This is a genomic window from Kitasatospora sp. NPDC001132 (genome assembly GCF_053598415.1).
In genome coordinates, this window is record NZ_JBSFKF010000014.1 from 32,936 (window position 1) to 55,402 (window position 22,467).

Here is a 22,467-nt window from a genome sequence, read left to right on the forward strand (position 1 = left end):
TGGATTGGCCCAGACAATGCGAAAGGCCCAGGTCGTTGACCTGGGCCTTTACCGCTGGAGCGGGCGACGAGAATCGAACTCGCGCTCTAAGCTTGGGAAGCTCATGTTCTACCATTAAACTACGCCCGCCTGACGAGCCGTCAGAGACCGCTCGATCCAGTGTCACTGTACCCCATCTGCGACGGTGGTTGCACAGGGGGCCGGGGGACGTGGCGGAGCGGGGTGGGCGGGTGTCGGAGGCGTACTGTTTGGGCCGCGTGCGAGTGCTCCGGTGGGTGGGGGCCGAGGCGGCGAGCCATGGTGAGGAATGTCCGGAACATCCCCTAATGTGACGCTGTCCCGGGGCTCGGTCGCCGGGGCGGTGAGTACGGGTGAGTACTGGGTTAGGGATGGGAAGGGGATCGATGGAGCAGCGCGCCGTCGTTCGTTGTGCCGAGGGGCACCTGTTCAGCACCACCACGTTCCCGATGCAGAACCTCGGTCCGGGTCGGCTCGGCCCCGGGCGGTTGATCCGTTGTCCGCAGTGCGGACGGATGCGGAGTTCGGTGCTGGCCGACGTGCGGGAGCTGTCGGAGCCGCAACTGGCGCGGGCGATGCGGTTGGAGGCCGCCGAGTTCCTGGCCTGACGGTCGCGGAAGGACGGAACGGGCCCCGGGCGGATTCGTCCGGGGCCCTTTCTTGCACGTAACCTCGAAGCGTGCTGCTCTCTGACAAGGACATCCGGACCGAAATCGACCTGGGCCGGGTCGTCATCGACCCCTTCGACCCGGCGATGATCCAGCCGTCGAGTATCGACGTGCGCCTCGACCGCTTCTTCCGCGTGTTCGAGAACCACAAGTACCCGCACATCGACCCCTCGGAGGAGCAGCCGGACCTGACCCGGCTGGTCGAGCCGGAGGGCGACGAGGCGTTCATCCTGCACCCCGGCGAGTTCGTGCTGGCCTCGACGTACGAGGTCATCACGCTGCCGGACGACGTCGCGTCCCGGCTGGAGGGCAAGTCGAGCCTGGGCCGGCTGGGCCTGCTCACCCACTCCACGGCCGGCTTCATCGACCCCGGCTTCAGCGGCCACGTGACCCTGGAGCTGTCGAACGTCGCGACGCTGCCGATCAAGCTGTACCCGGGGATGAAGATCGGGCAGCTGTGCCTGTTCCGGCTCTCCTCGCCCTCGGAGCACCCCTACGGCTCCGAGCGCTACGGCTCGCGCTACCAGGGCCAGCGCGGCCCGACGCCGTCCCGCTCGTACCTGAACTTCCACCAGACGAAGGTCTGACCGCAGGGCCCGCAGGGCCGGCGAGACCCGCAGGGCCGACGGAGCGCACGCACGACGGGCGGCCACCCCCATCCGAGGACGGACGAGGGGTGGCCGCCCGCGGCGTTCTCAGGCCCGCTTGGGGCTGGTGACGGCGACCAGCTCGGTGCCGTCCTCGGACAGCCGCAGCTCGGTGCGCAGCTCGGCCAGCTCGCCGAGGTGGTGCAGGTGGGTGCCGCCGCAGAAGATCTGCGCGCCGCCCTCGGGCAGCTCGCAGTGCCACTGGCGGCGGGCGGTGAGCTCGGGGCCGGGCACCTCGATGCGGACCGGGGCGTCGGCGGCGACCCAGGCGGCGAGCCGGGCGTTGACGGCCTCGGTGAGGGCCGGCAGGGCGTCGGCGAGGGCCGGGAACTCCTCGGTGGCGTCCGCCGTGAAGCCCTTCTTCTTCAGCGACTTGCCGAGCCGGTAGGTGTCGGTGCTGGCCGCGGTGTCCATCACCGAGCTCGCCATGGCGAGGCTGTCGAAGTCCGGGTGGCCGAAGGCGTCCGAGCGGCCCGGATCCTTGCGCCAGCGCGGGGCGAGCGCGGCGTTCAGGGCGAGGGCGAGCAGGTGGCAGCCGCTGTGTGAGGCGCTGAGGGCGCCCCGGCGCTCGGCGTCCACGGCGAGCGCGGCGGTGCGGCCGACGATGTCGCCGGGGTCGCTGTCCAGGACGTGGAGGACCAGCCAGGACCACTCCTCGTCGCCGCGCCGGACCGGGATGTCGGCGCCGACCAGCAGCTCCCCGCCCTCGGGGCCGACGGCGCCGGTCAGGCAGTCGACCACGGCCAGTTCGGTGCCGTCCACGGTCAGGGTGCCGTGGTCGGCCGGCTGGTCGGGCCAGGTGTGGTCGAGCGGGTGGAACGGGGTCGACTCGGTGACGACGGCGTACCGTCCGTCGGCCAGCGGGTGCACCGCGAGCACCGGGGACTCGCCGGTCACCGCCCCGGCCGGGAAGCTGACGTGGGTGGTGGGGAGGGTCATGGCCTGGCTCCGGTGAGGTAGGACGACGAGGGTGGGGCGGGCCCGGCGCTCGGCCGCGGCCCGCCCCCATTCTGCCCCTCGTCCGTGGAGGGCCTCAGCCCAGCGTCGGCAGCTTGATCAGCACCAGCAGCGCGACCAGCTGCACCGCCGAGGCGGCCGCGGCCTTGCCCCAGGGCAGGTCGTGCAGCCGCCGGACCATGCTGGTCAGCAGGTAGGCGCAGAGCGCCCAGGTGGCCCACCCGACGACCTGGACGACGACGCTGCCTGAGGGCAGCACCAGGTCGAGCAGCAGCCGGGGCGTGTCGGTGAGCCAGCCGATCAGCGCGGCCAGGCCGACGGTCGCCTTCCACGGGCCGTCGCCGCCCAGCTGGCGGGCCAGCGCGTAGGTGACCCCGCCGAAGAGCGCCCCGGCCACGGTGAAGCAGACGGCGGCGGCGAGGATGCCGGTCAGTGCCACGGTAAAGGTCGAGTTGACGATGTCGTCGTGGGTCAGCCCTATGCCGAGCACCGCGAGCGCGCCGTACAGCAGCGAGACGGTGAGGGCGGGCAGCCAGACCTGGTGGTCGCGGGTGCGGTCGAAGATCGCGGTCGGGCTGCGGAACAGGCCGGTGAACAGCTCGCGCCAGTGCGGCCGGGGCCCGGCGACGTGCGGGGCGGACTGGCCGCCGGCCCGGTAGACGGCGACGTTGTCCTGGCCGTACGGCTGCTGGTCGTAGCCCCCGTCGGGCCCGTAGCCCGCGTCCGGGCCGTAACCCTGGTCCGACCGGTAGCCCGCGGCCGGGCCGTAACCCTGGTCCGGCCCGTAGCCCCCGTCGGGGCCGTAGCCCTGCGCGGGCCCGTACGGCGGCTGCTGCCCGTGGCCGTCGTCGTAGTAGCCGTGCTCCTGGCCCGGGTGCCCCTGGTAGGGCGGCTGCTGCGGGTACGGGCCGCCGCCCGCGTACGGGTCGCCGACCGGGAAGGCCCTGGTGTTCCCGGGGCGGTCCGCCGCGTACGGGTCGTACCCGTCCCCCGCCGCCGGGCGCCCCGGCCCACCGGTGGGCCCGCCGGGCGTGCCGCCGGGACCACCGGACCGACCCGGCGCCGCCGGGTGCGGGGCCGTGAAGTACTCCGGCCCGTCCGTCGCCGCGTGCCCCCCGGGCGGCGGCGGAGGGGCAGACCATCCGCCGTGCGGACGGTTCGCGCCCTGACCGCTGTCGTATCGATTACCAGCCACGGTCCGAAGGTACCCGCCCGGCCCGGCCCGCGTCGGCCCCGGACGGACCCGGGGCCGGTTTGCAGCGAGGCTGAGACGAACGGGACCGAGGGCCCCCGCGGACGCCCCGGCCCCCGCGGGCGTTACCGCTGCGCGCCGACCGACGGCCCGTGCACCGCCGCGGCCGCGCTGGTGCCGGCCGGGCAGCCGCCCGGGCCGGCCGAGGTGCGGACGGCGCCGACCGGCAGCAGGGTGCCGCAGGCGATCCGGATGCCGTTCGGCAGCTCGTTGTCCGACTCCACGATCGCGCCGTCGCCGATCACCGCGCCGTCCAGCGCCGAGCGGTCGCCGACGGTGGCGAAGGCGCCCACGATCGAGTCCTTGACCAGGGTGTCCGGGCCGATGACCGCGCCCGGCAGGATCACGCTGCCCTCGACGATCGCGCCGGCCTCGACCACCGCGTCCTCGGCGACCACGGTGCCGCCGCTGAGCACCGCGCCCGGGTGGACGGTGGCGCCGGGCAGCAGCAGGGCGTCGCCGGTCGGGCCGGGGACGGCCGGGGAGTCGACCTTGCCGAGCACCAGGTCCGCCGAGCCGCGGACGAAGGCCGCCGGGGTGCCCAGGTCCAGCCAGTACGAGGTGTCGACGACGCCGCGCAGCAGCGCACCGGTGGCCAGCAGCTCGGGGAAGGTCTCGCGCTCGACGGACACCTCGCGGTCGGCCGGAATGCGGTCGATCACGGACCGGGTGAAGACGTAGCAGCCGGCGTTGATCTGGTCGGTGACGATCTGTTCCGGGGTCTCCGGCTTCTCCAGGAACTCCAGCACCCGCCCGTCCTCGTCGGTCGGGACGAGGCCGAAGGCGCGCGGGTCCTCGACCCGGGTCAGGTGCAGGGTGACGTCGGCCCCGGCGGCCACGTGGCCGTCGCGCAGGGCGGCGATGTCGACGCCGGAGAGGATGTCGCCGTTGAAGACCAGGACCGGCTCGTCCGGGCCGCAGGTCAGGCCGGAGGCGGCGTTGCGGATGGCGCCGCCGGTGCCCAGCGGCTCGCGCTCGGTCAGGTAGACCAGCTCGATGCCGTACGGGGTGCCGTCCTGGAAGTGGTCCTCGAACACCTCGGCCAGGTACGAGGTGGCCAGCACGACGCGGGTGACGCCGGCGGCGGCCGCGCGGGCCAACTGGTGCGCGATGAACGGGACGCCTGCCACCGGCAGCATCGGCTTGGGGGTGTGGGTGGTCAGCGGACGCAGTCGCGTGCCCTTACCACCGACCAGCATGATCGCCTCGGTCATGGTCTGCGCTGTTCCCCTTGTGGTCTCTGCGGCCCGGCCCGGTGGGCCGACACCTCGTCGTCGGTCTGGACCCGGCCGTCCGGCCGGCGCGGGTCGCCACCCGTCCGGGGCTTCCGTCCGGAACGGGTGGACCGGCACGAAGCCGGTCCGGGCCTACTGTATTTGCTTCCGACCGAATGCCCGTCCGGCGCCTGTGCGATTGCCGTCACCCGCCGTACGCCCGCCGTACCCGCGGGGGCCGTCCGCGCCAACCGAAAGCCCGGCCCGGCGGGCGCGTTCACGGCGTCCACCGGGCCGGGCAGTTGTAGCAGAACTGTCGAACAGCGGGCTCAGCGGCGGCTGTTACGCGTCCACCGTCGCGGGCTGTTCCTCGCTCCCGGCCGGCGGTTGGGCCTTCACCGAGTCGAGCAGCAGCTGGGCCACGTCGACCACCTTCAGGTGCTCCTTGGCCGCGCCCTCGTTCTTCTTGCCGTTGACCGAGTCGGAGAGCATCACCAGGCAGAACGGGCAGGCGGTGGAGACGATGTCCGGGTTGAGCGACAGCGCCTCGTCCACGCGCTCGGTGTTGATCCGCTTGCCGATGCGCTCCTCCATCCACATCCGGGCACCGCCGGCGCCGCAGCAGAAGCCGCGTTCCTTGTGCCGGTGCATCTCCTGCTGGCGCAGACCGGGGACCTTGTCCATGATCTCGCGCGGCGGGCTGTAGACCTTGTTGTGGCGGCCCAGGTAGCAGGGGTCGTGGTAGGTGATCAGGCCCTCGACCGGGTTGACCGGGACGAGCTTGCCCTCGTCGATCAGGTGCTGCAGCAGCTGGGTGTGGTGGATGACCTCGAAGTGGCCGCCCAGCTGCGGGTACTCGTTGGCGATGGTGTTGAAGCAGTGCGGGCAGGTGGCCACGATCCGCTTGACCGGGGCGTCCTCCAGGGCCGCGTTCAGCGTCTCCACGTTCTGCGCGCCGAGCATCTGGAACAGGAACTCGTTGCCCAGGCGGCGGGCGGAGTCACCGGTGCAGGACTCCTCCTTGCCGAGGATCGCGAACTTCACGCCCGCGGTGTGCAGCAGCTCGGCGAAGGCCTTGGTGGTCTTCTTGGCGCGGTCCTCCAGGGCGCCGGCGCAACCGACCCAGTAGAGGTACTCGACCTCGGCGGGGTCGATGTCCTCGCCGATCACCGGCACCTCGATGCCGGTCTCCTTCTTGAGCTCCTTGACCCAGTCCAGGCGGGCCTTGGTGGCCATGCCCCACGGGTTGCCCTTGTTCTCCAGGTTCTTGAGCATCGTCCCGGCCTCGGTCGGGAACGAGGACTCGATCATCACCTGGTAGCGGCGCATGTCGACGATGTGGTCGATGTGCTCGATGTCCACCGGGCACTGCTCGACGCAGGCGCCGCAGGTGGTGCAGGACCACAGCACGTCCGGGTCGATGACGCCGTTCTCCTCGGCGGTGCCGATCAGCGGGCGCTCGGCCTCGGCCAGGGCGGCCGCCGGGACGTCCTTGAGCTGCTCTGAGGTGGCCTTCTCCTCCCCCTCCATGTCCTTGCCGCCGCCGGCCAGCAGGTACGGCGCCTTGCCGTAGGCGTGCTCGCGCAGGCTCATGATCAGCAGCTTCGGCGAGAGCGGCTTGCCGGTGTTCCAGGCCGGGCACTGCGACTGGCAGCGGCCGCACTCGGTGCAGGTGGAGAAGTCGAGGATGCCCTTCCAGGAGAAGTGCTCGACCTGGGAGACGCCGAAGACGGCGTCGTCGGCCGGGTCCTCGAAGTCGATCGGCTGACCGTTGCTGGTCATCGGACGGAGGGCGCCGAGCGCGGTGCCGCCGTCCTCCTCGCGCTTGAAGTAGATGTTGAAGAAGCCGAGGAAGCGGTGCCAGGCCACGCCCATCGAGGGGTTGAGGCCGATGGTGGTCGCCCACGCGAACGAGATGCAGATCTTCAGCATCGCGAACAGGTAGATCAGGTTCTCCAGCGTGCCGTGCGACAGGCCGCTCAGCGCGGAGACCAGCGGGTACGAGACCAGGTGCTCCGGCCCGTACGAGTCGACGCCGTTGAGGGCGCCCTCAAGGCCGCGCAGCATCAGGATGCAGAGGCCGATGCCGAGGATCGTGTACTCGACGTAGAAGGCCTGCCAGGCGATCGAGCCGGCGAACCGGGACTTGCGGCCGGACCTGGACGGCAGGCTCATCAGCCGGATCACGATCAGGACCAGGATGCCCAGCGTGGTCAGGGTGCCGATCAGCTCGACGAAGAGCTGCCAGATCATCCAGTGGCCGATGATCGGCAGCGCGAAGTCGGCGTCGAAGAGCTGACCGAACGCGTTGACGATGGTCAGCACCAGGCTGAAGAAGCCGACCGCGACGAACCAGTGGGCGACGCCGACGACCCCCCAGCGGTTCATCCTGGTGTGGCCGACGAACTCGGTCGCGACGGTCTTCACCCGCTGGGCGGGCTGCCCGAAGCGGGTGGAGTCGTCCGCACCGGTGCGGACCACCTTGTAGATGTACAGCGCCGCACGGGCGGCGAGCGCGGTGCCGATCACGAATGTGACCAGCGAGATGACGATCGCTGCTAGCTGCATCGGCTCTCCGTCTCCTGCGGCTTTGCGGTTGAGCAGGCTCTGCGGTTCTCAGGGTCTTTGGAACTGAGTGTACTGGTCGGTAACTTGCCGGGCCGACGGCCCGGACATTACCGGTGGGCAACAGTTCTCCAGAAGATTCCCAAGCTATGGCGGCAGTCACGTGGGCGCACCCCCCGCCACGGCGTGGCGGGGGCTCCCGGGGGCTCGGAGCCCACCTCCGAGCCCCGCGGCCGAGGCTCCGGCTCAGCAAAGTTGAGCGTCTCGCACTCATGCCTGTTGACGCCGCCCATCGGGTCGTGCATCCTTGAGCCCGTAAAGCTCAACTCTTCCGTGGAGGTATCTACGATGGCACGCGCGGTCGGCATCGACCTCGGTACGACGAACTCGGTCGTCAGCGTTCTGGAGGGTGGCGAGCCCACCGTCATCACGAACGCCGAGGGTGCGCGGACCACGCCGTCCGTCGTCGCCTTCGCCAAGAACGGCGAAGTCCTGGTCGGCGAGGTGGCCAAGCGCCAGGCGGTCACCAACGTCGACCGCACCATCCGCTCGGTGAAGCGCCACATGGGCACCGGGTGGAAGATCAACATCGACGGCAAGGACTTCAACCCCCAGCAGATCTCGGCCTTCGTGCTGCAGAAGCTGAAGCGCGACGCCGAGGCGTACCTGGGCGAGACCGTCACCGACGCCGTCATCACCGTCCCGGCGTACTTCAACGACTCCGAGCGCCAGGCCACCAAGGAGGCCGGCGAGATCGCGGGCCTGAACGTCCTGCGCATCGTCAACGAGCCGACCGCGGCCGCCCTCGCGTACGGCCTCGACAAGGACGACCAGACCATCCTGGTCTTCGACCTCGGCGGCGGCACCTTCGACGTCTCCCTGCTGGAGATCGGCGACGGGGTCGTCGAGGTGAAGGCCACCAACGGTGACAACCACCTCGGTGGTGACGACTGGGACCAGCGCGTCGTCGACCACCTGGTCAAGGTCTTCCAGGCCGGCCACGGCGTCGACCTGTCCAAGGACAAGATGGCCCTCCAGCGTCTGCGCGAGGCCGCCGAGAAGGCGAAGATCGAGCTGTCCTCGTCCTCCGAGACCTCGATCAACCTGCCGTACATCACGGCCTCCGCCGAGGGCCCGCTGCACCTGGACGAGAAGCTCACCCGCGCCCAGTTCCAGCAGCTGACCGCGGACCTGCTGGAGCGCTGCAAGGTCCCGTTCCACAACGTGATCAAGGACGCCGGCATCTCGCTCTCCGAGATCGACCACGTCGTCCTGGTCGGTGGCTCGACCCGCATGCCGGCCGTCGCCGAGCTCGTCAAGGAGCTGACCGGCGGCCAGGACGCCAACAAGGGCGTCAACCCGGACGAGGTCGTCGCCATCGGCGCCGCGCTCCAGGCCGGTGTCCTGAAGGGCGAGGTCAAGGACGTCCTGCTGCTCGACGTCACCCCGCTGTCCCTCGGCATCGAGACCAAGGGCGGCATCATGACCAAGCTGATCGAGCGCAACACCACGATCCCGACCAAGCGTTCCGAGATCTTCACCACGGCCGAGGACAACCAGCCGTCCGTGCAGATCCAGGTCTACCAGGGCGAGCGCGAGATCGCCGCGTACAACAAGAAGCTCGGCATGTTCGAGCTGACCGGCCTGCCGCCGGCGCCGCGCGGCCTGCCGCAGATCGAGGTCACCTTCGACATCGACGCCAACGGCATCATGCACGTCGGTGCCAAGGACCTCGGCACCGGCAAGGAGCAGAAGATGACCGTCACCGGCGGCTCCTCGCTGCCGAAGGACGAGGTCGACCGCATGCGCCGCGAGGCCGAGCAGTACGCCGAGGACGACCACAAGCGCCGCGAGGCCGTCGAGACGCGCAACTCCGCCGAGCAGCTCGTCTACTCGACCGAGAAGTTCATCGCCGACAACGCCGACAAGCTGCCGGGCGACGTCAAGACCGAGGTCGAGACCGCCATCGGCGAGCTCAAGGAGGCCCTGAAGGGCGAGGACATCGCGAAGATCCGCGAGGCCTCGGAGAAGGTCTCCACCACCGCGCAGAAGCTCGGCCAGGCGCTGTACGCCAACGCCGACGCCACCGCCGGTGCCGCCGGCTCCGGTGACTCCGCCCAGGCCAAGGACGACGACGTCGTCGACGCCGAGATCGTGGACGACGAGAAGCCCAAGGGCGGTGCGGCATGACGGACAAGCCGCAGGGCGGCAAGCCCGGCGACGACTCCGCCGCCGAAGAGGCCGTGATCAAGGCTGCCGAGGAGGCCGCCTCGGCCGGCTCCGGGGACTCCGGTTCGGAGGAGCTCGCCGCCGCCAAGCGGGAGCTCGCCGAGCGCACCGGCGACCTCCAGCGCCTCCAGGCCGAGTACCAGAACTACCGCAAGCGGGTCGAGCGCGACCGGCTGACCGTCCGCGAGATCGCCGTCTCCAACATCCTGGAGTCGCTGATCCCGGTCCTGGACGACATCGGCCGCGCCCGCGAGCACGGCGAGGTCACGGGCGGCTTCAAGTCCGTCGCCGAGTCGCTGGAGACGGTCGTCGCCAAGCTGGGCCTGCAGCAGTTCGGCAAGGAGGGCGAGCCCTTCGACCCGACCATGCACGAGGCGCTGATGCACAGCTACTCCTCGGACGTCACCGAGGACACCTGCGTGCAGATCCTCCAGCCCGGCTACCGCATCGGCGAGCGGATCATCCGCCCGGCGATGGTGGCCGTCGCCGAGCCCCAGCCCGGCAGCCAGGCGCCCTCGGACGCCGAGGCGAAGTCCACCGACAAGGACAAGTCCGACGGTGGCTCGGACAGCTGACAACCTGTGACAGCTGACAACCAGTGCGCTGCGGAGTCGTACGCCGGCCAGTACGGCGGCCGGCTCCGCAGCGCTCTGTCAACGGTCTTACACCCAGCGGCTGTTGACAGCTCTGTGACGATGGAACTCGGGAGGTGGCGGAAGCCGTGAGCGAGCGCAGCGAGCGAACAATCGAGAGGCGCGTGAACCGCTCAGCGGCTGCCGAGCGCAGCGAGGTGGACGCATGAGTGGCAAGGACTTTGTCGAGAAGGACTACTACAAGGTCCTCGGCGTGCCCAAGGACGCCACCGCTACCGAGATCAAGAAGACCTACCGCAAGCTCGCGCGCGAGTTCCACCCCGACGCCAACAAGGGTGACGCCAAGTCCGAGGAGCGGTTCAAGGACATCTCCGAGGCGTACGACGTCCTCTCCGACGAGAAGCGCCGCAAGGAGTACGACGAGGCCCGCACCCTCTTCGCCAACGGCGGCTTCCGGGCCGGCGGCCCCGGCGGCACGGGCAGCTACAGCTTCGACTTCGGCGACCTCTTCAGCGGCAGCCAGGGCGGCGGCGGTGGCGGCGGCGGCCTCGGGGACGTCTTCGGCGGCCTCTTCAACCGCGGCGGCACCCGCCAGGCCCAGCCCCGGCGCGGCGCCGACGTCGAGACCGAGGTGACGCTCTCCTTCGAGGAGGCGGTGGACGGCGCGACCGTCCCGCTGCGGATGACCAGCCAGGCCCCCTGCCGCGGCTGCAACGGCACCGGGGCCAAGGCCGGCACCACCCCGCGGGTCTGTCCGACCTGCGTCGGCGCGGGCACCGTCAGCCGCGGCCAGGGCGCCTTCGCGCTCTCCGAGCCGTGCAAGGACTGCCGCGGCCGGGGCATGATCGTCGACGACCCGTGCCCCGACTGCCACGGCAGCGGCCGCGCCAGCTCGGCCCGCACCATGCAGGTCCGGATCCCGGCCGGCGTCCAGGCCGACCAGCGCATCCGGCTCAAGGGCAAGGGCGCCCAGGGCGAGCGCGGCGGGCAGCCCGGCGACCTCTACGTCACCGTGCACGTCGACCCGCACCCGGTGTTCGGCCGCAAGGGCGACAACCTCACCGTCACCGTCCCCGTCGCCTTCCCCGAGGCGGCGCTCGGCGCGACCATCGAGGTGCCCACGCTGAACGGCCCGGCCGTGAAGCTCAAGCTGCCCCCGGGCAGCGCCAACGGCCTCACCATGCGCGCCCGCGGCAAGGGCGCCACCCGCAAGGACGGCACCCGCGGCGACCTCCTCGTCACCGTCGAGGTCGTGGTGCCGCAGCACGTCACCGGCGACGCGCTGAGCGCCCTGGAGCAGTACCGCGAGGCCACCGCCTCCGACGATCCGCGAGCCGACCTGTTCAGGGCGGCGAAGGGAGCGTGACGACCAGATGTCCCCGATGAACCCGATCGACCCCGACACCCCGATCGGCTCCGGCCTCGGCGAGGGCCTGCCCGGCGCCGGCGCCCGCCGCACCCGCCGGGCCGCCGCGGCCCCGCCGACGTACGTGCTCACCGAGGACACCCCGGTGTACGTCATCTCCGTGGCCGCCGAACTGTCCGGTCTGCACCCGCAGACCCTGCGCCAGTACGACCGCCTCGGCCTGGTCTGCCCCGACCGCACCGCCGGCCGGGGCCGCCGCTACTCCGCGCGCGACATCCAGCAGCTGCGCGAGGTCCAGCGGCTCTCCCAGGACGAGGGCATCAACCTGGCGGGGATCAAGCGGATCATCGAGCTGGAGAACCAGGTCACCGCCCTCCGGTCCCGCGTCGCGGAGCTGGTCGACTCGCTGGAAGGCGCCGCCGCCGCCCTCCAGCAGCGCGAGGCCGCCGTCCACGCGTCCTACCGCCGCGACCTCGTCCCGTACCAGCCCCCCACCCCGCAGTCCAGCGCGCTCGTCGTCTGGCGTCCCAAGCGCTGACCTGACGGATCCACCGAGCCGCCGGCCCCTCCTCTCGGGGGGTGCCGGCGGCTCGGTGTTGGTGAGAGAGTGCTCTATCGGGCCGGCACGGTCGATCTGCGGGCGGCAAGGCACCCGGTCAGCGCCACCTAGGATTCTTGCCACAGAAGACGACAGTCGCGTTGACTACTTCCCGGTCAACACTAGGAGCCGAGATGAGTGGGCGAGAGCACGCGGGGGCTGCATTCAGCGGATCGCGCGTCCTGTCCGAGGACGCCCGAAAGCTCTACCTGCAGGCCGTCAACGAGAACGGTCGTCTCTTCCGGAGCGCGTGTCCGGCCACCAGTGTCCCGGCCCTCGATGAATTGTTGAAACTCGGACTGCTCATACCCGACAGCGACGATCCGGGCGCTTTGCTCGCGGTCGATCCGGCCCAACTCGCCGACAGTCTGAGTTCCACCTGGCAGCGTCAGGCCCTCGATCTGCTCTCCAGAGCGGTATCGCTGCCCGGCGACCTCAGCGAACTCGCCGAGGCATTTCACGCCCCCGACACGACGGGTGGGGCCATCGAATACATCCACGGGAAAGCGCGGATAAATCAGAGACTTCAGCAGTCGGCCGCCGCGGGAGTCACGGAAGGCCTGTCGATGCAGCCCGGCGGACCCCGCCCGGCGGAAATGCTGACGTCTTTCCTGGCGCGCGACCTGGAGATTCTCCGCCACGGCGCGTCGATGCGCACCATTTACAACGCGAGCACCCGCTACCACCAGGCGACCCGGGACTACGTCGCGAAGCTGACCGAGGAAGGGTGGCAGTTCCGCACCCTGGACGAGCCGTACGCCCGGCTGATCATCGTGGACCGCAAGCTGGCCGTGATTCCGGTGGTGGACGACGACCTGGCGGCGTTCATCCACGATCCGGCCATCGTCAGCTTCCTCATCGAGGAGGTCTTCGAGCGGAGTTGGAACCGGGCCCTGGAATTCGACGGGGACCGTTCCGTCCCCCAACAAGTCGTCTCCAGACTGCGCCAGACGATCATCGACCTGATGCTCGCCGGGACGAACCACCGGGTCATCGCACGACGGCTGGGCATCAGTGAGCGCACCCTGGCGCGCCACATCGCGGAACTGAGGGAGGAGTACCACGTCGACTCCCTCTTCCAGCTGGGCTACGCGCTCGGCCGGTCGACGAGACCGGAACTGGGCTGAGGGCGGCCGCCGAATCCCGCCCCACCCGGCGCGAAAGGCTCAGCCTTCACGCCCGCCCCGTCCCGATCGAGCCGTGGAACCGGATTTCAGCCCCAGTGCAGGTCGTCGGCGACAGCCGCCAGCGCACTGGTGCTCACAGCCGCGTGCCCGCCGTCGGACGGGAAGGAGACTCCGGTCAGAACCGCCATGCCGATGAGGATCGGAAGCGCAGCCTTGCAGACGAGTCGACGCAGAGACACGGACCCACCCTCCAAACTCTCGAACACCTAGGACCGAATCAATAGCACTGGCGTCCACATGATGCCGCACCTTCCGCGAGAGTGCCATCCCCACTCCCCCCGGCCGGAGCGTCATCTCTCTGCCAGGCATCCAGATGACAGGGCGGGACGCTGGACGCGGCCGCGCGCGCTGATAGACGATCAGTTCGCTCCCAATGGTCCAGCACAGATAGCGAACTTGCCGCTGTACCGTCAAATATCTGCCGGATCTCTTCCGCTCGCAGACTCAAAAACCACTGTCCTCAGCGCCCGCCGGCACCACATCACCACCCGGTCGGCCTTTCCCCGGAGTCGACATGACCGAGCCCTACCTGCGTCACCACGACAGCCAGGCCCCTGAGGGTCGGCGTGCACGTGTGTTCCTGGCCGCCCCCCTGATGCGACTGACCGGGCCGGCCGACAGTGTGGTGACGCTCGCCAGCCGGACGCGGCTGACGACGCTCCGCACCACCCTGCTGCGCAGCGGCGCCGCCGTGTACAGCGCGCACCACAGTGACGCCTGGACCGTCTCCGGCCGCGCGCCGGAGCCCCGCGTCCCCTCCGACTTCCGCGCCCTCCAGTCCGCCGACCTCGTGTTCGCCTACGTCGGGGCCCCCCTCTCGGCCGGCGTGAGCCTGGAGCTCGGCTGGGCGTCGGCGCTGCGCAAGCCCATCGTCCTCCTGGTCGACGAGGCCATCACCCACAACCCGCTGATCGCCACCATCGAGCAGGTCGCCCCCGTCCTGCCGCTGGTCTTCGACGACACCTGGTCGCAGGAGGCCCTCAACCACACGGTCGAGACCGCACTCGACTGGGCGGGCATGGCGCTCTCCCTGCGCGAGGGCTTCTGGACCGCCCCCGGCGAGCAGTTCAACGTCCCCCGGCAGCAGCCCCCGGTCCCCGGCTACTGGCCGACCGGCGCCGCCACCGGCTGAGCGACCGTCACGTCCCGGCCCGGCTGCCCGTGTCCGCCGGCCCGGTCGCAACGGCGCCTCCGCGTCGTACGGCTCACGCAGCCGGGCGAGGTGACCGGCGACGGTGCGCCCGCCCAGCCCCGTCCGGCCGGCGATCGCCCGCTGCGTGAGCCCCCGAGCGCGCGGCCGTCCGGCCTCCTCGTGGCTGGCGGGCCCCCTCGCACCGTCGAACAGCGCGACCCGGTCCACGACTTGGGCCTGCCGCCGGCGCCGCTCGAAGACGCCCAGCAGGTACGTGACCGCCGCCGGATCCTCCACCATGGCGGCGACCCCGTCGTCCGGGGTCGCCGGGATCACGGCGACGGCGCGGTCGAGCACCGGCGTCCGGCCGGAGCCGGCGCCGGGGACCCGGATCCGCGGGCCCGCTTCCGTGGCCGTCGCCGCGTCGTGGGCCCGGACGCGGCCCTCCGGCGGATCCGGAAGGTGGGCGGCGCGGAGCGCGGTGGCGGCGGGGTCAGTCACGGTGCTCGCCCCGCAGCTGCCAGCCGAGGTGGAAGAGGGTGCGGGCGCCGTAGCGGTCGCGCAGCCGGGAGATGTGGGCGGCGACGGTGCGCTCGCTGACGCCCAGCCGGGTGGCGACGGCCCGCTGGGTGAGGCCGCGGGCGAGCAGCCGGCCGATCCGGACGGTGGTGACGGACGGCGGATCGAGGTGGCCGTCGGCGGGGGTGGCGCGGGCCCAGTCGCGTTCGAACTGGGCCACCAGGAAGGCGACGGTGGTGGGGTCGGTGAGGAAGACGGCCCGGCTGCGGTCCTCGGCGGCGGGGATGACGGCCACCACCCGGTCGAAGACCAGCACCCGCTCGTACGGTTCGGCGAGGACCCGGACCTGGGCGCCCTGTCCGGTGCGCAGGGCCACCTGGCTCCGCACGGCGGGGTCGGCGAGGGTGACCGACTGGTAGACGGTACGCAGCGCGCAGCCGCGGCGGAGCAGCGAGAGGTCCTGGGCGAGGGCCATCCGAAGCCCTTCGAGCGGACGCAGCCCCGGCTGGGCGGCCAGCACCTCCTCGCGGCACTCCGAGACGAGCTCGCTGATCCGCCCGCGGACCTCGGCGGCGTCGAGGACGGCGCCGGTCCCGGGGCGCGCGGCCGAGGGGCCCGGGGGCGGGGCTCCGACCGGGTGGCGGGCCTCGTCGTAGGCGCGGGCCAGCGGGCCGAGCACGGCCGGGAGCCGCTCGGCGTGCCGCAGCAGCCGCAGGGCGCGGGTGCGCAGTTCGACGCCGATCCGGTCGCCGAGGGCGCGCGGGCCGGCGGCGGTCCAGCCGGTGGCGGTGGGGGTGAGCAGGCCGCGGGCGACGAGCGCGGCCAGGGCCGGGCGGTCGGCGGGGGCGAGGTCGTCCGGGCGCAGCCGGCCGCCGCCCCGGACGGCGACGAGGTAGAGGGCCCGCTCGGCCGGGCCCGGTTCATCGGTCATCGCGGGCGCCTCGCATCAGCCAGCCGAGTTGGAAGAGGGTCTGAGCGCCGTAGCGGTCGCGCAGCCGGGAGATGTGGGCGGCGACGGTGCGCTCGCTCAGGCCCAGCCGGGTGGCGACGGCCCGCTGGGTGAGGCCGCGGGCGAGCAGCCGGCCGACCCGGTCGGGGACGGTGCGGGCGGGTCCCTGGCCGAGGGCGGCCCCGGCGGTGTCGGCGCGGGCCCAGTCGCGTTCGAAGCCGCCGACCAGGTAGGTGATGGTGGCCGGGTCGGTGATGAAGGCGGCGGTGCTGTTGTCGTCGTTGGCGGAGATCACGGCGACGGAGCGGTCGAAGACGATCAGCCGCTGGAAGGGCTCGTCGAGCACGCGGATGAGCGAGCCGTGCCGGGTGACCTCCTCGGCGTAGGCGAGCGCGGGCGGGTCGGCGAACGCGACCGGCTGGTAGATGGTGCGCAACGAGCAGCCGCGCTGCAGCAGTTGGACGTCCTGGAGGAGGGCGACCTGGAGGGTGTCGGCGGGCCGGTGGCCGGGCTGCGCGGTGAGCACCTCGGAGCGGCAGTCGGAGACCAGCTGGGAGATCCGCTGGCGGATGTGGACGTGCCCCTCGACGTGCACGGCGGCGCCGGCCCGGTCGGTCGGTCGGGGCATCGCGTCGTAGGCCCTGGTGAGGCCGTCCAGGGCGCCCGGGAGGTTCTCCGCGCGGACCAGCAGCCGGGTGGCCTCGCTGCGCAGTTCGGCGCCGAGGCGGTCGCTGACCGAACGCGGGCTGACCGCGGTGTAGCAGCGGTCCATCCGGTTGACCATCAACAGGCCGATGTCGATGAGCTGTTGCAGCGCGCCCCGGTCGACGTCCGCGACCTCGGCGGTGGGGACGCGGCCGCCCTCGGCGATGATGGCCAGGTAGAGCTGCCGGGCGGCCTCGTCGGGTTCCTCGCCCACCGGCCCGTGGTGCGGTGTGGCCGCCGGGTCCCCCGTCACGTCGCACTCTCCCTGCCGGACGCCTGTCCCCTGGTACTGCCCGTGCTCCCCGCCGCGCGGGCCGTGGCACCGACGGGCCGGGGGCCCGCGGTACCGGTGGGCCGGTACGGCGTGATCATGGAACCGGCGGTCACGGTACCGGTTGGTGCGGCGGGCCCCCGGGCCGGGTGCCGTCGCACGCCGGTTCGTCCGGGGGCCGCCATCGGTACGCCAAGCCCAAGCGCTCCCGTCGAGGCGGAGCAGCAACGCCTCGACGGGTCCGGTCCGGAGGCCATCACCACACATGGCCCCCGGTCCGGTGCTCTTCCCCCCCGTTCCACCGGTGCGCGAGTCGCACCTGCGGTCAGCATGAAGAGCCAGCCGCCGTCATCGGGCTGCGGTTGCCCGGACGACTTGGCGTGCCTCCACCCTCACAGCGTGACGGCCGGTGAACAAGTGTCGCCCGAGTGCAGGTTCGCGCAATTGCAGCTATCTGCAGCCGGCCCGGCTTCGGCGCCCCGGGCGGTGGGGCGGACTCCGGTGGGAATCGCGGCCGGTGAGGGGTGTCGGTGCCCCCGGCGGCCGCGCCGGGCGGCCGGGCGCGGTGCCCCGGCGCTGCACGTTCCTGCACCGGCGGCGTGTTCCCGGGCCGTGCGTCGGGGCGCGACGGCGGGAGGCCTCGGACCCACCCCGGCCGTCGGACCCGCCCCGGCCGTCGGACCCGCCCCGGCCGTCAGACCCGCCCGAGCAGCCGGCCCCGGGCCAGCCCGGCCGCGGTGCCGCCCGCGGCGAGCACCCAGGCGAGCGCCAGCAGCAGGTACAGGCCGAGGGCCAGCCCGCTGAAGCCCGCGAAGCCGGTGTGCCGGGCGAGCGCCGAGGCGCCGGTGACGCAGGTGCCGACCGGGAAGGTGTACGCCCACCAGGTCATCGCGAACGGCATCCCGGCCCGCCGGGCGCGCAGGTTGGCGGTGAGCGCGACGGCCAGCCAGAGCATCGCGACGCCGATCACCGCCACCCCGTACAGCTCGGCGAGGTCGACCATGGCGGGCGCCAGCGCGGGCAGCACCGGGCGGGCGGCGTCGGCGAGCTGGTGGACCGCGGTGACGGACTGGCCGAGGGGGCCGAGCACCAGGAACAGCGAGGGGGTGAGCGCCAGGGCGGGCAGCTTGCTGTGGAACAGCCCGGTGAACACCACCGGCAGCAGCACCAGGGTGGCCAGCAGGCCGACCCCGAACAGCGCCCAGCAGCCGTACAGCATGGCCTGCTGGGGCGTCCCGGCCGGCAGGTGGGGGACGAGCGCGGGGCCGCAGGCGGAGGCGACCAGCGGGGCGACGACCGGCAGCAGCCAGGTCGGGTTGGCCTCCAGGGCGGAGACCGGGTGCCGGGTGATCATCAGGTACGGGATGCCGCCGGCCACCGCGAGCGCGTACACCGTGCCGAGGGTCCACAGCACCGCGTCCAGGGCGACCGCCGGGCCGGTGCCGATGACCCGGGAGCCGAGCAGCAGGGTGCCCAGTCCGACCGCCAGCAGCGCCATCGGCGGGCAGCCGTAGAAGACCGCGGTGGCCGGGTTGTCCAGCAGCTGGGCGCGGGCCGCCTCGCGGTGCCGGGTGAGGTGGACCAGCCGGGCCCCGACCAGCACCAGCAGGGCGGCCAGCGCGAGCGCCCACATCACCTCGCCGAAGCCGGTCAGCCCGGGCAGCCGCACCGGGAGGACGGCGGCGCCGTTCGCCAGGATCGCGGTGCCCATCACGGCGGCGTACCAGTTGGGGCCGAGCTGGGCGAGGTCCGGCCGGGGGCGGACGGCGGCGGGGCGGGCGAGGGGGCGGATACCGGCCAAAGTGGACATGCCCCTACCGTCGCCGGTGGGCCGGGCGGCCGGTAGCGCCAGGGCTCCTATGGGGGCATAGCCTGAACCTATGGCCCTCTCCTCGCACGTCCCCGAACTCGGCGCCCTGGAACTGCTGCTCGCGGTGGCCCGGCTGGGCAGCGTCGGACGGGCGGCGGCCGAGCTGGGCGTCAGCCAGCCGACCGCCAGCGCCCGGATCAAGGGCATGGAGCGGCAGATCGGCGTCCCGCTGCTGGACCGCTCGCCCCGGGGCAGCCGGCCGACCGAGGCGGGCCGACTGGTGGTCGAGTGGGCCCGGCAGGTGGTGGAGGCGGCGCAGGCCCTGGACGCCGGGATCGACGCGCTGCGCGAGCGGCGGGACGCCAAGCTGCGGGTGGTGGCCAGCCTGACCGTCGCCGAGTACCTGATGCCCGGCTGGCTGCTGAGCCTGTCCGAGGCCAGCCCGGGGACGGCGGTGACGCTGCGGACGGCGAACTCGGCGGAGGTCGCCGGGCACGTCCTGGCCGGGGACGCCGACCTCGGCTTCGTCGAGGGCCCGTCCACGCCGCCCGGGCTGGCCGGCGCCGTGGTCGCGGCGGACCGGCTGGTGGTCGTGGTCGCGCCGGGCCATCCCTGGGCCCGGCGCCCCGCCCCGCTGACCGGGGCCGAGCTGGCGGCCACCCCACTGACGCTGCGCGAGCCCGGCTCGGGGACCAGGGAGGTGCTGGAGACGGCCCTGCGGCCGTACGGGGGCGTGGCGCGGCCCCGGATGGAGCTGGCCTCGTCCACCGCACTGAAGGCGGCGGCGATGACCGGGGCGGGGCCGGTCTGCCTGAGCGAGCTGGCGGTGACGGAGGAGCTGGCCACCCGACGGCTGGTCGAGGTGCCGCTGGCGCGGGAACTGGACCTGCGGCGGCCGCTGCGCGCGGTCTGGCCGGCCGGGCAGCGGCCGGGCGGGCCGGCCCGGGAGCTGCTGGGGCTGACCCGGCGGACGGCCGTCCGGAATCCGACGAGCAAAAGTTGAGCGGAATAGACTCAACATAGTGCATGCTGTACGTAGCAGTAGTGAAGGACGACGAGGGAGGACTCCCCAGCAGTGGACGCCAGCAAGTTCACCACCAAGACGCAGGACGCCCTGGCCGCCGCGATCCGGCAGGCGGGCACGGCCGGCAACCCGGACGTCAGGCCGGTGCACATCCTGATCGCCCTGCTGGAGCAGCCCGAGGGCATCGCCCGGCCCCTGCTGGAGGCGGTCGGGGCGGACGTCGCCCGGGTCGACACCGAGGCCCGCCGCCAGGCCGCCGCGCTGCCCAGCGCGATGGGCTCGACGGTCGCCGCGCCGCAGCTCGCCCGGGACACCATCGCGGTGCTCACCGAGGCCGGCAAGCGCGCGGACGACCTGGACGACCAGTACGTCTCCACCGAGCACCTGATGGTCGGCCTGGCCGCCGAGGGCGGCGCCGTGGCCGAGCTGCTGGTGCACCAGGGCGCCACGCCGAAGGCGCTGCTCGCCGCGTTCAAGGACGTCCGGGGCAGCGGCAAGGTCACCTCACCGGACCCGGAGGGCACCTACAAGGCCCTGGAGAAGTACGGCACCGACCTCACCCAGGCCGCCCGGGACGGCAAGCTCGACCCGGTGATCGGCCGCGACCACGAGATCCGCCGGGTGGTCCAGGTGCTCTCCCGCCGGACGAAGAACAACCCGGTGCTGATCGGCGAGCCCGGCGTCGGCAAGACCGCCGTGGTCGAGGGCCTGGCCCAGCGCATCGTGGCCGGCGACGTGCCGGAGTCGCTGCGCGGCAAGCGGCTGGTCGCGCTGGACCTCGGCGCGATGGTCGCGGGCGCCAAGTTCCGCGGCGAGTTCGAGGAGCGGCTGAAGGCCGTCCTGAACGACATCAAGTCCTCCGACGGCCAGGTCGTCACCTTCATCGACGAGCTGCACACCATGGTCGGCGCGGGCGCCGGCGGCGACTCCGCGATGGACGCGGGCAACATGCTCAAGCCGATGCTGGCCCGCGGCGAGCTGCGGATGGTCGGCGCCACCACGCTGGACGAGTACCGCGAGCGGATCGAGAAGGACCCCGCCCTGGAGCGCCGCTTCCAGCAGGTGCTGGTCGGCGAGCCCAGCGTGGAGGACTCGATCGCCATCCTGCGCGGGCTCAAGGGCCGGTACGAGGCGCACCACAAGGTGCAGATCTCGGACGCCGCGCTGGTCGCCGCGGCCACCCTGTCCAACCGCTACATCACCTCCCGCTTCCTGCCCGACAAGGCGATCGACCTGGTCGACGAGGCGGCCTCCCGGCTGCGGATGGAGATCGACTCCTCCCCGGTCGAGATCGACGAACTCCAGCGCTCCGTCGACCGGTTGCGGATGGAGGAGCTCGCCCTGGAGAAGGAGTCGGACCCGGCCTCGGTGGACCGGCTGGCCCGGCTGCGGCGCGACCTCGCCGACCGGAACGAGCAGTTGAGCGTGCTGACGGCGCGCTGGGAGCAGGAGAAGAAGAGCCTCAACCGGGTCGGCGAGCTCAAGGAGCGGCTGGACGACCTGCACGGCGCGCTCGAACGCGCCCAGCGGGACGGTGACTTCGAGCGGGCGTCCAAGCTGATGTACGCCGAGATCCCGGCCGCCGAGAAGGAGCTCACCGACGCCCAGGAGCGCGCCGCCGACCAGGACGCCTCCGCCTCGATGGTCAAGGAGGAGGTCGGCCCGGACGACGTGGCCGACGTGGTCGCCTCCTGGACGGGCATCCCGGCCGGCCGGCTGCTGGAGGGTGAGAGCGCCAAACTCCTGCGCATGGAGGAGGAGTTGGGCAGGCGCCTGATCGGCCAGAAGGAGGCCGTGCAGGCCGTCTCGGACGCGGTGCGGCGCACCCGCTCCGGCATCGCCGACCCGGACCGCCCGACCGGCTCCTTCCTCTTCCTCGGCCCGACCGGCGTCGGCAAGACCGAACTCGCCAAGGCCCTGGCCGACTTCCTGTTCGACGACGAGCGGGCGATGGTCCGGATCGACATGAGCGAGTACGGCGAGAAGCACTCGGTCTCCCGCCTGGTCGGCGCCCCGCCCGGGTACGTCGGCTACGAGGAGGGCGGCCAGCTCACCGAGGCCGTCCGCCGCCGCCCGTACAGCGTGGTCCTGCTGGACGAGGTGGAGAAGGCCCACCCGGAGGTCTTCGACGTCCTGCTCCAGGTGCTGGACGACGGCCGGCTCACCGACGGCCAGGGCCGCACGGTGGACTTCCGCAACGCCATCCTGATCCTCACCTCCAACCTGGGCAGTCAGTACCTGGTCGACCCGACCACCCCGGAGGCGGAGAAGCGGGAACTGGTGCTGGGCGCCGTCCGGTCCGCGTTCAAGCCGGAGTTCCTCAACCGGCTGGACGACATCGTGGTCTTCGAACCGCTGGGCACCAACGAGCTCAGCCGGATCGTCGACCTCCAGGTGGCCCGCCTGGGCGAGCGGCTGCAGGAGCGGCGGCTCACCCTGGAGGTCTCCGAGGCCGCCCGCGACTGGCTGGCGCTCACCGGCTACGACCCGGCGTACGGCGCCCGCCCGCTGCGCCGGCTGGTGCAGTCCGCGATCGGCGACCAGCTCGCCCGGGCGATCCTCTCCGGCGCGGTGCACGACGGGGACACCGTCGTGGTCGAGCGGGACGAGGAGGGCGACCGCCTCACCGTCCGCGGCCGGGGGCCGCTGGAGAAGTAGTACGGCCGGGCGTCCGGCGCACGGGCCGCTCCCTCCGCTCCGGCGGCGGGGCGGCCCGTTCCGCTTCCGCGCCCGGCGTCACCCGGGCGGCCTCACCCGGCGGGC

At 72.4% G+C, this 22,467-nt stretch carries 16 protein-coding genes, 1 tRNA gene and 1 pseudogene; 10 read left to right on the plus strand and 8 right to left on the minus strand.

The features are described from left to right. Nucleotides 1-55 precede the first annotated feature (55 nt). A tRNA-Gly gene (locus tag ACWDBE_RS20230) sits at nt 56-129 on the minus strand. A gap of 275 nt (nt 130-404) precedes the next feature. On the opposite strand from ACWDBE_RS20230, the gene ACWDBE_RS20235 reads away from it, so the two are divergent. Next, nucleotides 405-626: a hypothetical protein gene (locus ACWDBE_RS20235; RefSeq protein ID WP_074001850.1), complete on the plus strand. Its 222-nt coding sequence runs from the start codon at nt 405-407 to the stop codon at nt 624-626. A 71-nt stretch (nt 627-697) separates the two neighbouring features. Further along, a complete protein-coding gene (dcd, locus tag ACWDBE_RS20240) occupies nt 698-1,273 on the plus strand; it encodes a dCTP deaminase (protein ID WP_449787819.1) in 576 nt (191 codons plus the stop codon). A 108-nt stretch (nt 1,274-1,381) separates the two neighbouring features. Here the strand turns inward: dcd and ACWDBE_RS20245 are convergent, their stop codons facing one another. The 4 genes and pseudogenes from ACWDBE_RS20245 to ACWDBE_RS20260 all read right to left on the minus strand — a co-directional run bounded on the left by ACWDBE_RS20245 (nt 1,382) and on the right by ACWDBE_RS20260 (nt 7,324). Beyond that, nucleotides 1,382-2,272 (minus strand): metal-dependent hydrolase, encoded by an 891-nt coding sequence (locus ACWDBE_RS20245; RefSeq protein ID WP_449808699.1) that lies wholly within the window; start codon nt 2,270-2,272, stop codon nt 1,382-1,384. A 94-nt stretch (nt 2,273-2,366) separates the two neighbouring features. Beyond that, nucleotides 2,367-3,485 (minus strand): YIP1 family protein, encoded by a 1,119-nt coding sequence (locus ACWDBE_RS20250; protein ID WP_449787821.1) that lies wholly within the window; start codon nt 3,483-3,485, stop codon nt 2,367-2,369. Between the two features lie 197 nt (nt 3,486-3,682). After that, nucleotides 3,683-4,756, minus strand: a pseudogene (locus ACWDBE_RS20255) (sugar phosphate nucleotidyltransferase); the annotation flags it as partial. 342 nt (nt 4,757-5,098) lie between these two features. Then, nucleotides 5,099-7,324: a heterodisulfide reductase-related iron-sulfur binding cluster gene (locus tag ACWDBE_RS20260; RefSeq protein ID WP_449787822.1), complete on the minus strand. Its 2,226-nt coding sequence runs from the start codon at nt 7,322-7,324 to the stop codon at nt 5,099-5,101. Nucleotides 7,325-7,669: 345 nt separating this feature from the next. Here ACWDBE_RS20260 and dnaK point away from each other — a divergent pair, with 345 nt between their 5' ends. From dnaK to ACWDBE_RS20290, 6 genes are all read left to right on the plus strand, one after another. Further along, nucleotides 7,670-9,511: a molecular chaperone DnaK gene (gene dnaK / locus ACWDBE_RS20265; protein WP_449787823.1), complete on the plus strand. Its 1,842-nt coding sequence runs from the start codon at nt 7,670-7,672 to the stop codon at nt 9,509-9,511. Beyond that, nucleotides 9,508-10,125 (plus strand): nucleotide exchange factor GrpE, encoded by a 618-nt coding sequence (gene grpE / locus ACWDBE_RS20270; protein WP_449787824.1) that lies wholly within the window; start codon nt 9,508-9,510, stop codon nt 10,123-10,125. Before dnaK ends, grpE begins: the two co-directional genes overlap by 4 nt. Nucleotides 10,126-10,348: 223 nt before the next feature. Continuing rightward, the gene (gene dnaJ / locus ACWDBE_RS20275) at nt 10,349-11,509 is read left to right on the plus strand and encodes a molecular chaperone DnaJ (protein ID WP_449787825.1); all 1,161 of its coding nucleotides are present in this window, start codon (nt 10,349-10,351) and stop codon (nt 11,507-11,509) included. Nucleotides 11,510-11,516: 7 nt separating this feature from the next. Next, nucleotides 11,517-12,047: a heat shock protein transcriptional repressor HspR gene (locus ACWDBE_RS20280; RefSeq protein ID WP_449787826.1), complete on the plus strand. Its 531-nt coding sequence runs from the start codon at nt 11,517-11,519 to the stop codon at nt 12,045-12,047. 194 nt (nt 12,048-12,241) lie between these two features. Further along, nucleotides 12,242-13,234, plus strand: coding sequence for a hypothetical protein (locus ACWDBE_RS20285; protein ID WP_449787827.1), 993 nt, complete (start codon nt 12,242-12,244; stop codon nt 13,232-13,234). A 574-nt stretch (nt 13,235-13,808) separates the two neighbouring features. Beyond that, nucleotides 13,809-14,426 carry a hypothetical protein gene (locus ACWDBE_RS20290; protein ID WP_449787828.1) on the plus strand — a complete coding sequence of 206 codons (618 nt, stop codon included), beginning with the start codon at nt 13,809-13,811 and terminating at the stop codon, nt 14,424-14,426. Between the two features lie 493 nt (nt 14,427-14,919). Here the strand turns inward: ACWDBE_RS20290 and ACWDBE_RS20295 are convergent, their stop codons facing one another. From ACWDBE_RS20295 to ACWDBE_RS20305, 3 genes are all read right to left on the minus strand, one after another. Continuing rightward, nucleotides 14,920-15,876: a LuxR C-terminal-related transcriptional regulator gene (locus tag ACWDBE_RS20295; protein WP_449787829.1), complete on the minus strand. Its 957-nt coding sequence runs from the start codon at nt 15,874-15,876 to the stop codon at nt 14,920-14,922. Further along, nucleotides 15,866-16,852, minus strand: a complete 987-nt coding sequence (locus ACWDBE_RS20300) for a LuxR C-terminal-related transcriptional regulator (RefSeq protein WP_449787830.1) — start codon at nt 16,850-16,852, stop codon at nt 15,866-15,868. The genes ACWDBE_RS20295 and ACWDBE_RS20300 overlap by 11 nt, the downstream gene beginning before the upstream one ends. Nucleotides 16,853-17,564: 712 nt before the next feature. Further along, on the minus strand, nt 17,565-18,680 hold the full coding sequence (locus tag ACWDBE_RS20305) for a TDT family transporter (RefSeq protein WP_392868544.1): 1,116 nt from the start codon (nt 18,678-18,680) through the stop codon (nt 17,565-17,567). A 70-nt stretch (nt 18,681-18,750) separates the two neighbouring features. On the opposite strand from ACWDBE_RS20305, the gene ACWDBE_RS20310 reads away from it, so the two are divergent. After that, nucleotides 18,751-19,683, plus strand: coding sequence for a LysR family transcriptional regulator (locus tag ACWDBE_RS20310; RefSeq protein ID WP_449808700.1), 933 nt, complete (start codon nt 18,751-18,753; stop codon nt 19,681-19,683). A gap of 72 nt (nt 19,684-19,755) precedes the next feature. Then, nucleotides 19,756-22,362 carry an ATP-dependent chaperone ClpB gene (clpB, locus tag ACWDBE_RS20315; RefSeq protein ID WP_449808701.1) on the plus strand — a complete coding sequence of 869 codons (2,607 nt, stop codon included), beginning with the start codon at nt 19,756-19,758 and terminating at the stop codon, nt 22,360-22,362. Nucleotides 22,363-22,467: the final 105 nt, after the last annotated feature.

Coding starts and splice junctions, on each gene's coding strand:
- ACWDBE_RS20235 (WP_074001850.1), top strand. CDS start 405: ATGGAGCAGCGCGCCGTCGTTCGTTGTGCCGAGGGGCACCTGTTCAGC.
- ACWDBE_RS20245 (WP_449808699.1), bottom strand. CDS start 2,272: ATGACCCTCCCCACCACCCACGTCAGCTTCCCGGCCGGGGCGGTGACC.
- ACWDBE_RS20260 (WP_449787822.1), bottom strand. CDS start 7,324: ATGCAGCTAGCAGCGATCGTCATCTCGCTGGTCACATTCGTGATCGGC.
- dnaK (WP_449787823.1), top strand. CDS start 7,670: ATGGCACGCGCGGTCGGCATCGACCTCGGTACGACGAACTCGGTCGTC.
- grpE (WP_449787824.1), top strand. CDS start 9,508: ATGACGGACAAGCCGCAGGGCGGCAAGCCCGGCGACGACTCCGCCGCC.
- dnaJ (WP_449787825.1), top strand. CDS start 10,349: ATGAGTGGCAAGGACTTTGTCGAGAAGGACTACTACAAGGTCCTCGGC.
- ACWDBE_RS20280 (WP_449787826.1), top strand. CDS start 11,517: ATGTCCCCGATGAACCCGATCGACCCCGACACCCCGATCGGCTCCGGC.
- ACWDBE_RS20285 (WP_449787827.1), top strand. CDS start 12,242: ATGAGTGGGCGAGAGCACGCGGGGGCTGCATTCAGCGGATCGCGCGTC.
- ACWDBE_RS20290 (WP_449787828.1), top strand. CDS start 13,809: ATGACCGAGCCCTACCTGCGTCACCACGACAGCCAGGCCCCTGAGGGT.
- ACWDBE_RS20295 (WP_449787829.1), bottom strand. CDS start 15,876: ATGACCGATGAACCGGGCCCGGCCGAGCGGGCCCTCTACCTCGTCGCC.
- ACWDBE_RS20305 (WP_392868544.1), bottom strand. CDS start 18,680: ATGTCCACTTTGGCCGGTATCCGCCCCCTCGCCCGCCCCGCCGCCGTC.
- ACWDBE_RS20310 (WP_449808700.1), top strand. CDS start 18,751: ATGGCCCTCTCCTCGCACGTCCCCGAACTCGGCGCCCTGGAACTGCTG.